The 12660-nt window shown below is 55.1% G+C and carries 11 protein-coding genes; 7 read left to right on the forward strand and 4 right to left on the reverse strand.

What is annotated here, in order from left to right; all coding sequences use genetic code 11:
- The first annotated feature begins 67 nt into the window (after positions 1–67).
- Positions 68–829: a DeoR/GlpR family DNA-binding transcription regulator gene (locus CRO19_RS06120; protein WP_097095059.1), complete on the forward strand. Its 762-nt coding sequence runs from the start codon at positions 68–70 to the stop codon at positions 827–829.
- A 156-nt stretch (positions 830–985) separates the two neighbouring features.
- On the opposite strand, the gene lptG is transcribed toward CRO19_RS06120, so the two are convergent.
- Positions 986–2062 carry an LPS export ABC transporter permease LptG gene (gene lptG, locus CRO19_RS06125; protein WP_097095060.1) on the reverse strand — a complete coding sequence of 359 codons (1077 nt, stop codon included), beginning with the start codon at positions 2060–2062 and terminating at the stop codon, positions 986–988.
- Positions 2062–3162: an LPS export ABC transporter permease LptF gene (gene lptF, locus CRO19_RS06130; RefSeq protein WP_097097600.1), complete on the reverse strand. Its 1101-nt coding sequence runs from the start codon at positions 3160–3162 to the stop codon at positions 2062–2064. Before lptF ends, lptG begins: the two co-directional genes overlap by 1 nt.
- 268 nt (positions 3163–3430) lie before the next feature.
- On the opposite strand from lptF, the gene pepA reads away from it, so the two are divergent.
- The 4 genes from pepA to CRO19_RS06150 all read left to right on the forward strand — a co-directional run bounded on the left by pepA (position 3431) and on the right by CRO19_RS06150 (position 8978).
- Positions 3431–4942 carry a leucyl aminopeptidase gene (gene pepA, locus CRO19_RS06135; protein WP_097095061.1) on the forward strand — a complete coding sequence of 504 codons (1512 nt, stop codon included), beginning with the start codon at positions 3431–3433 and terminating at the stop codon, positions 4940–4942.
- 146 nt (positions 4943–5088) lie between these two features.
- Positions 5089–5550: a DNA polymerase III subunit chi gene (locus CRO19_RS06140; protein WP_036620276.1), complete on the forward strand. Its 462-nt coding sequence runs from the start codon at positions 5089–5091 to the stop codon at positions 5548–5550.
- Between the two features lie 2 nt (positions 5551–5552).
- Entirely contained in the window at positions 5553–8408 is a 2856-nt protein-coding gene (locus tag CRO19_RS06145; RefSeq protein ID WP_097095062.1) for a valine--tRNA ligase, read from the forward strand.
- Positions 8409–8474: 66 nt separating this feature from the next.
- Positions 8475–8978: a GNAT family N-acetyltransferase gene (locus tag CRO19_RS06150; RefSeq protein ID WP_097095063.1), complete on the forward strand. Its 504-nt coding sequence runs from the start codon at positions 8475–8477 to the stop codon at positions 8976–8978.
- 88 nt (positions 8979–9066) lie between these two features.
- On the opposite strand, the gene miaE is transcribed toward CRO19_RS06150, so the two are convergent.
- Both miaE and rraB read right to left on the reverse strand, forming a co-directional pair.
- Positions 9067–9828 (reverse strand): tRNA isopentenyl-2-thiomethyl-A-37 hydroxylase MiaE, encoded by a 762-nt coding sequence (gene miaE / locus CRO19_RS06155; protein WP_097095064.1) that lies wholly within the window; start codon positions 9826–9828, stop codon positions 9067–9069.
- A gap of 59 nt (positions 9829–9887) precedes the next feature.
- On the reverse strand, positions 9888–10310 hold the full coding sequence (rraB, locus tag CRO19_RS06160; protein ID WP_008104254.1) for a ribonuclease E inhibitor RraB: 423 nt from the start codon (positions 10308–10310) through the stop codon (positions 9888–9890).
- A 163-nt stretch (positions 10311–10473) separates the two neighbouring features.
- Here rraB and argF point away from each other — a divergent pair, with 163 nt between their 5' ends.
- Positions 10474–11481 (forward strand): ornithine carbamoyltransferase, encoded by a 1008-nt coding sequence (gene argF, locus CRO19_RS06165; RefSeq protein WP_097095065.1) that lies wholly within the window; start codon positions 10474–10476, stop codon positions 11479–11481.
- A 242-nt stretch (positions 11482–11723) separates the two neighbouring features.
- A complete protein-coding gene (pyrB, locus tag CRO19_RS06170) occupies positions 11724–12659 on the forward strand; it encodes an aspartate carbamoyltransferase (RefSeq protein ID WP_097095066.1) in 936 nt (311 codons plus the stop codon).
- Position 12660: the final 1 nt, after the last annotated feature.

The raw sequence follows: 12660 nt of genomic DNA on the forward strand, positions 1-12660 counted from the left end.
CGGGCGGAGTTCACGCCGCCCGGAACCTGAGATAGAGTGTTGCGGTTTCCCCCCGTTTGAGGCCGATATGTACTTAGAGGAAAGACAAGAAAAAATCCTCGCCATCCTGAAAGAGAAACGCAAAATCTCCGTAGGCGAAATGAGTGAACGTTTCAACGTTTCCGGTGCCACCATTCGCACCGATCTGCGTTTGATGGAAGAATCTGGCCAGCTGACGCGCACCCACGGCGGCGCCATTCTGCGCACGCGCGCCAGTTTTGAGATGGGCTCAGACCTGCGCGAGAGTCTGAATATTGATGCGAAAGCCCGCGTTGGTGAGCGTGCGGCACAGCTCATCGAAGACGGCGATATTATCGTGCTCGATACCGGTACCACGACGCTGCATATTGCGCACCACCTGCGCGAACGTAAAAATCTCACCGTAATTACCAACGATTTCGCCATTGCTCGCGTGCTGGAAGAAGCCAGCGGCGTGCAGGTGGTCTTGCTGGGCGGCATCGTGAAGAAAGGCTATCACTGCGTGATTCCTGCCGCAGGTGGGCAGATGATGGATCATCTTAACGTCGATAAAGCCTTTATGGCGGTGAACGGTATTTCACTCAAACAAGGCGCGTGCGTTGCCGACATTATGCTGGCAGAGAGCAAGCGCACCATCATCGAACATGCCAGCCAGGTGATTGTTGTGTGTGACAGCAGCAAGCTGGGAAACACCTCACTGGCACAGTTCGCGCGCAGCGATCAGGTTGATATGTTGGTGATGGATAATTTGCCAGAAGATGCCGATGCCTGGCAGCAGGCGGGAATTGCATTGGTGACGCTGGAAAGCTGAAAGTTTTAACCGTTTTATGAAAAAGGCCGCCATAAATGGCGTGATGCCGCTCACTTAAGCAAAAAATGCCTTTTTATGCAGGTGCGCATGAATGCGCACCCTACGAAAACCCGGCTATATCCGCGTAGGGTCAGCATTAATGCTGACCGCAACCCGTTACCGGCGCTTCATTAGCAGGAACAAACTGATCGCGAAGAAGGCGCCGCTCGGCAGAATCGCGCCCAATATCGGCGGTAAACCGTACACGAGGCTTAACGGGCCAAAGATCTGATCCAGCACGTAGAATAAGAAGCCAAAGCTAATCCCCGTCACCACGCGCACGCCCATGGAGACGCTACGCAGCGGTCCAAAGATAAATGACAGCGCCATCAGCATCATCACCGCCACCGACAGCGGCTGGAAGATTTTGCTCCACATATTCAGCTGGTAGCGTCCTGAAACCTGGCCACTCTGCTTGAGGTATTTACTGTAGTTATACAGGCCGCTGATCGACAGGGCGTCTGGGTCCAGCGCCACCACGCCGAGCTTATCGGGCGTGAGGTTGGTTTTCCACTCGCCGCTCAGGCTCTGCGAACCGGTAATTTGTTTGGCATCCTGCAGATCGGATTCATCCACCTGCGACAGCACCCACAGCTTTCTCTCCGCATTCCAGGTCGCGCTCGCCGCGTAGCGCACGCTCAGTAAGCGACGCTGGTCGGTGAATTTATAGATGCTGACGCCATCAATCTCGTTATCGCCTTTAATGCGCTCGATGTAGATGAAATCATTGCCATCCTTCGCCCATAACCCGTTTTGCGTCGAAACCAGCGAGCCGCCGTACAGCTGCTGCGCCCGGTAGTTACGCGCCATCTGCTCGCCCTGCGGCGCCACAAATTCGCCGACTGCCATGGTCAGTAACACCAGCGGAATCGCCGTTTTCATCACCGCCAGCGCCACCTGCATGCGGGTAAAGCCCGATGCCTGCATCACCACCAGCTCACTACGCTGCGCCAGCGTGCCTAAACCGAGTAGCGCACCCAACAGCGCCGCCATCGGGAAGAAGATTTCGATATCTTTCGGTACGCTGAGCAGCGTGTAATAACCCGCATCCAACGCGGTGTAGGCGCCCTGCCCGGTTTTACGCAGCTGATCGACGAACTTAATAATGCCCGACAGCGATACCAGCATGAACAGCGTCAGCATGATGGTGTTGAAGATAGTTTTGCCGATATAGCGGTCAAGAACCTTAAACATCAGACCGATCCTCCACGGCTAAAACGGGCACGGATGCGACGCATCGGCACGGTATCCCACATGTTTAGCAACACCGCCAACGCCAGATAGGATAAGTTCACCACCCACATCCAGATGGCAGGATCGAATTTGCCTTTTGCCGCATTGGAGCGCAGCGAGCTCTGCAGCAGGAAGAAGATCAGATACAGCAGCATAGCGGGCAGCATTGAGAGCACGCGGCCCTGACGCGGGTTCACCACGCTAAGCGGCACCACCATTAATGCCATCACCAGCACCGCAAAGATCAGCGTTAAGCGCCAGTGTAGCTCTGCCTGGAACTGAGGCGTCTTGGTTTTCACCAGAGTGCTGATATCGGCTTGATCGGCATCGTTCGGATCGAGCGTGGCTTCTTTGTAGCCTACCAGCGCCTGATAATTCACGAAGTCGGTGATACGGAAGTCGCGGAGCATCGCCGTGCCTTCAAAGCGCGTGCCTTTATCCAGCGTGACCACCTGTGAGCCATCTTTACGCTGCTCCATGTGCCCGCTGTCGGCCAGCACTACCGAAGGACGCGCATTCCCTTTCGGACGCAGCTGCGCCAGGAACACGTTGCCAAAGGTATTACCTTTCACATTCTCAACAAACAGCACCGCATTCCCGTCGCTGGAGGTTTGGAACTGCCCAGCCGCTAGCGCTGCCGCGCCCGGGTTAGCTTTAGCATTTTGTGTCACCTCTTCCTGATAACGCGACGACCAGGGACCTAACCAGATGACGTTAACGGCTGCGACCGCTGAAGTCAGCAACATCAGGATCATCGCCGCTTTGATGAGCACGCTTTTGCCGAGGCCGCAGGCATGCATCACCGTGATTTCACTTTCGGTGTACAGCCGTCCCAGGGTCATTAAAATCGCCAGAAACAGGCTTAGGGGCAGGATAAGTTGTGCCATTTCAGGCACGCCAAGTCCTAACAATGTCAGAACTAAGTTTGTTGGGATCTCGCCATCCACCGCAGCACCCAAAATCCGCACTAACTTCTGACAAAAGAAGATCAGTAGCAGGATGAAGAGGATAGCCAGCTGGCTTTTGAGCGTTTCCCGAACCAGATATCTAATGATGATCACGCTTAGTACGCCTGTGATAACTTGTCTTTTTGCAGGAAAATCGCTAGTTTCAACGCTTATCAGCCATTTTTCTTCATCAATGGCCGTCATCGTAGCTAAAATAGTATGACGAACGCGTTAGCGTGGTGAAAAAACAACGTATTGTCACCACAACTCATTATGACTACCGGCGTTGAATTGTCATGGCGTCGCAACGAAGTAATGAGTTACGAGCGCGCTACATTCTAACGACAGCTAAGGCCGTTGTCTTTAAGATTCAGGAGAGTGCATGGAGTTCAGTGTAAAAAGCGGTAGCCCGGAAAAACAGCGTAGCGCCTGCATTGTCGTTGGCGTTTTCGAACCGCGCCGTTTGTCGCCCATTGCTGAGCAATTGGATAAGATTAGCGATGGCTACATCAGCGCCCTGCTGCGCCGCGGTGAACTGGAAGGGAAAGTGGGCCAAACGCTGCTGCTGCACCATGTGCCGAATATCCTCTCCGAACGCATCCTGCTGATTGGCTGCGGTAAAGAGCGCGAGCTGGATGAGCGCCAGTACAAGCAGGTGATTCAGAAAACAATTAATACGCTGAATGACACCGGTTCGATGGAAGCGGTGTGCTTCCTGACCGAACTGCACGTAAAAGGCCGCAATACTTACTGGAAAGTACGTCAGGCGGTTGAAACCTCGAAAGAGGCGCTCTACAACTTCGATCAGCTGAAAAGCAATAAAGTAGAGCCGCGTCGCCCGCTGCGCAAACTGGTGTTCAACGTGCCAACCCGCCGTGAACTGACCAGCGGCGAACGTGCCATTCAGCACGGGTTAGCCGTGGCTGCCGGTGTGAAAGCGGCCAAAGATCTCAGCAATATGCCGCCAAATATTTGTAACGCCGCGTATCTGGCTTCACAGGCGCGACAGCTGGCGGATGCGTATAGCAAAAATGTCACCACGCGCGTCATTGGCGAGCAGCAGATGAAAGAGCTGGGGATGAACGCTTATCTGGCGGTCGGCGCGGGTTCCCATAACGAATCGCTGATGTCGGTCATTGAGTACAAAGGCAGCAACGATCCTGAAGCTCGGCCGATTGTACTGGTGGGTAAAGGCTTAACCTTCGATTCCGGCGGTATCTCCATCAAACCGGCCGAAGCGATGGATGAGATGAAGTACGACATGTGCGGCGCGGCCTCGGTGTATGGCGTGATGCGCATGGTGGCAGAACTGAATCTGCCGCTGAATGTGGTGGGCGTGCTGGTAGGCTGTGAAAATATGGCCGATGGCAAAGCGATGCGACCGGGCGACGTGTTAACCACCATGTCTGGCCAAACCGTTGAAGTGCTCAATACCGATGCCGAAGGCCGTCTGGTGCTGTGTGATGCGCTGACCTACGTTGAACGCTTCGAGCCAGAAGTGGTGATTGACGTCGCAACGCTGACCGGTGCCTGCGTCATTGCATTAGGCCATCACGTTAGCGGATTGATGTCTAACCACAACCCGCTGGCACACGAGCTGATCAGCGCGTCTGAGCAATCTGGCGATCGCGCCTGGCGCTTGCCGATGGCCGATGAGTATCAGGAGCAGCTGGAATCCAATTTTGCTGATATGGCGAACATTGGCGGCCGTCCTGGCGGCGCGATCACCGCAGCCTGCTTCCTTGCACGCTTTGCGCGTAAGTTCAACTGGGCGCACCTGGATATCGCCGGCACAGCATGGCGTTCTGGTAAAGCTAAAGGCGCCACCGGCCGTCCGGTACCGCTGCTGTCGCAGTTCCTGCTGAATCGTGCGGGATTGAACGGCGACGATTAAGTTGTCGCTGTGCGGTCATTGAAACGGTGCGCATCAATGCGCGCCCAACGAAGTAGGGTCGCCATTAATGGCGACCGAAAAGATAGACGCACGAACCCGCGGGGCGCACAATGCGCCCCACTGTCATTTATGGAAATGAGTCCGCCATGAAAAACGCCACTTTCTATGTGATGGAGTCTGAGAGCGCAGGCGACGGCTTAACCGCCATTGAAGCCCTGGTGTGCTCTCTTGCCGAAACACGCTGGCGTGACGGCAAACGCATCCTGATCGCCTGCGAAAATGAAGAACAGGCCAATCGGCTGGATGAAGCACTCTGGCAGCTCCCGGCCAACGCCTTTGTGCCACACAATCTGGCTGGCGAAGGCCCGCGCTATGGCGCACCAGTTGAACTGGCCTGGCCGCAGCGCCGTGGCAGTTCGCCGCGCGATCTGCTGATCAGCCTTTTGCCGCAGTTCGCAGATTTTGCTACTGCTTTCCATGAAGTGATAGACTTCGTACCTTATGAAGAATCCCTAAAACAACTGGCGCGCGATCGCTATAAAGCCTATCGCAGCGTTGGTTTCCAATTGAATACGGCGACGCCACCCTCGCCGCAAACGACAGTGTAGAAATGGAAAAGACATATAACCCGCAAGATATCGAGCAGCCGCTCTACGAGCACTGGGAACAGCAGGGCTACTTTAAACCGAATGGCGACACCAGCCAGGAAAGCTTTTGCATCATGATCCCGCCGCCGAACGTCACCGGCAGCTTGCATATGGGTCACGCTTTCCAGCAAACCATCATGGATACCATGGTGCGTTACCAGCGCATGCAGGGCAAAAATACCCTGTGGCAGGCCGGTACCGATCACGCCGGTATCGCCACGCAGATGGTGGTTGAGCGTAAGATCGCCGCTGAAGAGGGCAAAACGCGCCAGGATTACGGCCGCGATGCGTTCATCGACAAAATCTGGCAGTGGAAAGCGGAATCCGGCGGCACCATCACTCGTCAGATGCGTCGTCTTGGCAACTCGGTTGATTGGGAGCGCGAGCGCTTCACCATGGACGACGGTTTGTCCAACGCGGTGCGTGAAGTGTTTGTCCGCCTGTATAAAGAGAACCTGATTTACCGCGGCAAGCGCCTGGTAAACTGGGATCCAAAACTGCGTACCGCCATCTCCGATCTGGAAGTGGAAAACCGCGAGAGCAAAGGCTCGATGTGGCATATCCGCTATCCGCTGGCCGACGGTGTGAAAACCGCGGAAGGCAAAGATTATCTGGTGGTGGCCACCACCCGTCCGGAAACCCTGTTGGGCGATACCGGCGTCGCGGTTAACCCGGAAGATCCGCGCTACAAAGATCTGATCGGCAAAGAAGTGATCCTGCCGCTGGTGAACCGCCGCATTCCGATCGTTGGCGATGAACACGCCGATATGGAAAAAGGCACCGGCTGCGTGAAGATCACGCCAGCGCATGACTTCAACGACTACGAAGTCGGTCGTCGTCACAAGCTGCCAATGATCAACATTCTGACCTTTGATGGCGATATCCGCGAGCGCGCGGAAGTGTTCGACACCAATGGTGAAGTGAGCGACGAGTGTGCCGACGATATCCCAGCACCGTTCCAGAAAATGGAGCGTTTTGCTGCGCGTAAAGCGATTGTCGCTGCCGTTGACGAAATCGGCCTGCTGGAAGAGATCAAACCGCACGACCTGACCGTTCCTTACGGCGATCGCGGCGGCGTGGTGATTGAACCGATGCTCACCGACCAATGGTATGTGCGCACCGCGCCGCTGGCGAAAGTTGCGGTGGAAGCGGTTGAGAATGGCGACATCCAATTCGTGCCAAAACAGTACGAAAACATGTACTTCTCATGGATGCGCGACATTCAGGATTGGTGTATTTCGCGTCAGCTGTGGTGGGGACACCGCATTCCGGCGTGGTACGACAACGACGGCAACGTCTACGTTGGCCGCACCGAAGATGAAGTGCGTCAGGAAAACCATCTGGCCGCCGACGTCGCGCTGCGCCAGGATGACGACGTGCTGGATACCTGGTTCTCATCCGGCCTGTGGACATTCTCTACTCTCGGCTGGCCAGAGAACACTGAAGCGCTGCGTACCTTCCACCCAACCAGCGTACTGGTGAGCGGCTTCGACATTATCTTCTTCTGGATTGCGCGCATGATCATGCTGACCATGCACTTCATCAAAGATGAAAACGGCAAGCCGCAGGTACCGTTTAAAACCGTCTATATGACCGGTTTGATCCGCGATGAAGAAGGCCAGAAGATGTCCAAGTCGAAAGGCAACGTCATCGATCCGCTGGATATGATTGACGGTATTTCGCTGGAAGATCTGCTGGAGAAGCGTACCGGCAACATGATGCAGCCGCAGCTGGCTGAGAAGATCCGCAAACGTACCGAGAAGCAGTTCCCGGACGGCATCGTGCCTTCAGGTACTGATGCGCTGCGCTTTACCCTCGCCGCGCTGGCTTCTACCGGCCGTGACATCAACTGGGACATGAAACGCCTGGAAGGTTACCGCAACTTCTGTAACAAGCTGTGGAACGCCAGCCGCTTCGTGCTGATGAACACCGAAGAGCAGGATTGCGGACAAAACGGCGGCGAAATGAAGCTGTCGCTGGCGGATCGCTGGATTTTGAGCGAATTCAACCGCAGCGTGAAGGCATATCGTGAAGCGCTGGATAGCTATCGCTTTGATATCGCCGCCAATATTCTCTACGACTTCACCTGGAACCAGTTCTGTGACTGGTATCTGGAGCTGACGAAGCCGGTGATGACCAGCGGTAGCGAAGCGGAACTGCGCGGCACGCGTAATACGCTGGTTACCGTGCTGGAAGCGCTGCTGCGTTTGGCACATCCGATCATTCCTTACATCACCGAAACCATCTGGCAGCGTGTGAAAGGCCTGAAAAACATCGATCACGATACCATCATGCTGCAGCCGTTCCCGCAGTATGAGGCGGCAAAAGAAGATGCCGAGGCGCAAGCCGATATCGAGTGGATGAAGCAGGCGATCGTCGCGGTGCGTAATATTCGTGCCGAGATGAATATTGCACCAAGCAAGCCGCTTGATGTGCTGCTGCGTGATTGCTCCGCTGCGGCGCAGCGTCGCGTGGATGAGAACCGCACCTTCCTGTCGCGCCTGGCGCGTCTGGAGAGCCTGACCATTCTGCCTGCCGGCGAGAAAGGTCCGGTTGCGGTGACCAAGATTGTTGAAGGCGCTGAGTTGCTGATCCCAATGGCGGATCTGGTGAACAAAGAAGCCGAGCTGGAGCGCCTGGCGAAAGAGCTGGTGAAACTTGATGTCGAAATCGAGAAGATCCAGACCAAGCTGGCGAATGAAGGCTTTGTGTCACGTGCGCCGGAAGCGGTCGTCGCCAAAGAGCGTGAGCGCGTGGCTGAGCTTGAACAATCTAAAGCAAAACTGTTTGAACAGCAGGGCGTGATTGCGGCATTGTAAGCGCTTCAGTCCAATTGCTTAATCGAAGCCGGGCACTGCCCGGCTTTTTTATACCGGAAGATAATGATGACCACCGACGCCCCCATCAATTTAAAGGTGCGCCCGATTACAGCCGCCGATAATCCGCTGATCGCGCAGGTGATCCGCGACGTATCAGCCGAATTTGGTCTAACGGCGGACAAAGGCTACACCGTGTCCGATCCCAATCTGGATCGCCTGTTCGAGTTGTATAGCGAAGCCAACAGCGCTTATTGGATTGTCGAGCATGAAGGCGTGGTGGTGGGCGGTGGAGGCGTTGCACCGCTGGCCTGTAGCGCACCAGATATTTGCGAGCTGCAGAAGATGTATTTCCTGCCGCAGGTACGCGGCTTGGGGTTGGCGCGCGATCTGGCGCTGCGCGCAATGGAGTATGCCCGTCAGCAAGGTTTTCAGCGCTGCTACCTGGAAACCACCGGTAGCCTGACGCGTGCGATTAAGCTGTATGAGTCGTTGGGCTTTGAGCTGATTGATAGCGCGATGGGCTGCACCGGGCATGTGGATTGCGAAGTGCGGATGTTGAAGGTGTTGTGATGAATGAGGTCGCCATAAATGGCGACCCTACGGTGTAACGTAGGGTGCGCATTCATGCGCACCGCGTAACCGCTAAAAAATCAATGTCTTAAACCGCCGGCACACCGCTATGAAACCGCAGTTCGCTATCCGGCTCGCTGATTAAGCGCGCTTCTGCGGCACCAAACGCCTGCACCCGTGGCGCAATATCCTTCGGCGAAATCTGCTGCGCCAGCTTCAGGTAATCCTGATAGTGACGCGCTTCCGATCGCAACAGCGAAATGTAGAACTTCTCCAGCTGCTCATCCAGATACGGCGCCAGGCTGGCAAAACGCTCACAGGATCGCGCTTCGATGTACGCTCCGCAAATCAACTTATCCACCAGCGCATCTGGCTCATACGTGGCGATTTCACGGATCAGCCCTTTGGCATAACGGCTGGCGGTGATTTTGCGATAGGGCAAACCGCGCGACTGCATGATTTCCCACACCTGATAGAAGTGATGCAGTTCCTCTTTGATCAGCAGCACCATCATCTCTACCAAATCGTCGGCCCACGGCAGCTCATTGCGCACAATGATACTTTTGGTCAAATTCTTGTGCGCATTGATGAAATTGTTGTCCGGCTCATCGCGGTAAATAAAATCTTCATAAGGCTTAAGCCACGCCAGAATGGCATCACCACTCGGCTTATCCGCCACGTATTTACGGATGATAAACACCGCGGTTTGCGCGGCCTTCAACTCGCATACCATGTGATCGGTAAGCAGCAGCGTCAGATTTTCCGGCTTGCGAGCCTCATCAATCCACGCTTGTGGCGTGCGGCAATGCAGGAATTGATAGATTGGTTCTAACAGTGGAGCGTAATTCATCGGCAATCTTTTTCTGGCGAGGAGAAAGTATCAGGGCGGCGAGCGCCGCCCATGAAGGCTTAGTGACGGACACCGTTGTCTTCTTCGTCGTCGATGAACTCGCCATCGTCGTCTTCATCTTCGGCATCCGGATCTTCAAAGTAGGTGCCCCAGCCGTCGTAATCGACGTTGTAGCTGCCCGCCAGATTGACCAGTTGCTCAACCTGCGCATCAATCAACTCAGGCTTCAGAGCGCCTTCGCTCAGGATATCCACGCACATTACGGTAGTGCCATCTTCCAGCTCCAGCTCTTCCGGCTCGCTGACTTCATAGCCCAGTTTGAAGGCATCAACGGCGACTTTTTCCAGCGAGTCGAAATTGTTGCAGGAGAGATGATGCTCGATAGTGTAAAGCGCATCGGGATCGCTGCCGTCTTCCAGCAACTCTTCGATGATCAGTCGCGTCTCTTCGCGCTGTTCTTCCAGCAATGCTTCATATGCCATGGATGTGTCCTCAAAATATTCGGCTGAATACAATTATTTTCCCACACTGCCTCGCGCGCCACTACACAAAACAACAAGTTTCTTAACGGCGGGGTTGAAAATGCATATTCATACGGTTAGATTGAATTTTAATTCATTTTAATGCAAGTATCCGGAGCGCTGTATGAGTCAGCTACATCAAAGACATTTCCTGAGATTGCTGGATTTTACCCCAGTCGAAATCGATTCTCTGCTGAGTCTGGCAGGTGAATTAAAACACGCCAAGAAAAATGCCAGCGAAACGCAGTACCTGAAAGGCAAAAACATCGCGCTCATCTTCGAAAAAGACTCGACTCGTACCCGATGCTCTTTCGAAGTTGCCGCTTACGATCAGGGCGCTAACGTCACCTATCTTGGTCCGAGCGGTAGCCAAATCGGCCACAAAGAGTCGATGAAAGACACCGCGCGCGTGCTGGGCCGTATGTATGACGGCATCCAGTATCGCGGCTACGGCCAGGAACTGGTAGAAACCTTAGCGGAGTTCGCTGGCGTGCCGGTGTGGAACGGCCTCACCACCGAGTTTCACCCGACGCAGCTGCTGGCCGATCTGCTAACCATGCAGGAACATCTGCCCGGCAAATCGCTGAATGAAATGACGCTGGTGTACGTTGGCGATGCGCGCAACAACATGGGCAACAGCATGCTGGAAGCCGCGGCGCTGGTGGGTCTTGATCTGCGTCTGGTGGCGCCAAAAGGTTGCTGGCCGGAAGCGGAATTAGTAGAACAATGCCGCGTGGCCGCCCAGCAAACCGGCGGGAAAATCACGCTGACCGAAGATATCGCCGAAGGCGTGCAAGGTGCCGACTTCATCTATACGGATGTATGGGTGTCGATGGGCGAAGCCAAATCGGTGTGGGAAGATCGCATCGCCCTGCTGCGTCCGTATCAGGTGAACAGCGCCATGCTGGCACTGACCGGTAATCCGCAGGTGAAGTTCCTGCACTGCTTACCGGCTTTCCATGATGACAAAACCACCTTGGGCCGCCAGATGGCGGAACAGTACGGTTTGCAGGATGGCATGGAAGTGAGTAATGCGGTGTTTGAATCGGCGCACAGCATCGTGTTCGATCAGGCAGAAAACCGCATGCACACCATCAAAGCGGTGATGGTTGCAACGTTGGGTAAGCGATAAATACACCGAAGCAAACGTTTACCTCGCGCGCGATATTTGCTTGCTGCAAATCAGTGAATGCGTATAATGCGGCCCAATTTGCCGGAGGAAACATGCAACAGCGCAGCGCACAACTTGACGCTCCACGACGCCTGACAGCGGGCGGCGCAGCTGTTTCTTTCCGTCATCAATCGATCGTCAAAAAAGCCCCTTAAGCAGGGGCTTTTTTTTGTCCGCAATCCGGCAACGCAGAGGAGAACGCTATGGCCAACCCGCTATATCGCAAGCACATCATTTCCATTAACGATCTCAACCGCGACGAGCTGGAGCTGGTGCTGCATACTGCCGCCCAGCTCAAAGCGCATCCTCAGCCGGAGCTGCTGAAACACAACGTTATCGCCAGCTGCTTCTTTGAGGCTTCAACGCGTACGCGCCTGTCGTTTGAAACTGCGATGCATCGCCTCGGTGCGTCGGTGGTCGGCTTTGCGGATGGCAGCAACACCTCGCTCGGTAAGAAAGGCGAAACCCTCGCCGATACCATTTCGGTGATTGGTACTTACGTAGATGCCATTGTGATGCGACATCCGCAGGAAGGCGCGGCGCGTCTGGCGACCGAATTTTCCGGCGGCATTCCGATACTTAATGCCGGTGACGGTGCCAACCAGCATCCGACGCAAACGCTGCTCGATCTCTTCACCATCCGCGAAACGCAAAGCCGCCTGGATAACCTGAATGTGGCGATGGTTGGCGATCTCAAATATGGCCGCACCGTGCATTCACTGACGCAGGCGCTGGCGAAGTTTGACGGCAACCGCTTCTTCTTTATCGCCCCCGATGCGCTGGCGATGCCGTCGTACATCACCGATATGCTGGATGAGCAGAACATTGCCTGGTCGCGCCACGACACCATCGAAGAAGTGATGCCACAACTCGATATTCTCTATATGACGCGCGTGCAAAAAGAGCGTCTCGATCCGTCGGAATATGCCAACGTCAAAGCGCAGTTCATCCTGCGCGCCGCCGATTTGGTCGGTGCGCGCGATAACATGAAAGTGCTGCATCCGCTGCCACGCATCGACGAGATCACCACCGATGTCGATAGCACGCCGCATGCCTGGTATTTCCAGCAGGCCGGTAACGGCATCTTCGCCCGCCAGGCACTGCTGGCGTTGGTACTCAATAGCGAACTGGCACTGTAAG

It is taken from the genome of Candidatus Pantoea floridensis, from assembly GCF_900215435.1.
In the GTDB taxonomy this organism is placed as follows: domain Bacteria; phylum Pseudomonadota; class Gammaproteobacteria; order Enterobacterales; family Enterobacteriaceae; genus Pantoea; species Pantoea floridensis.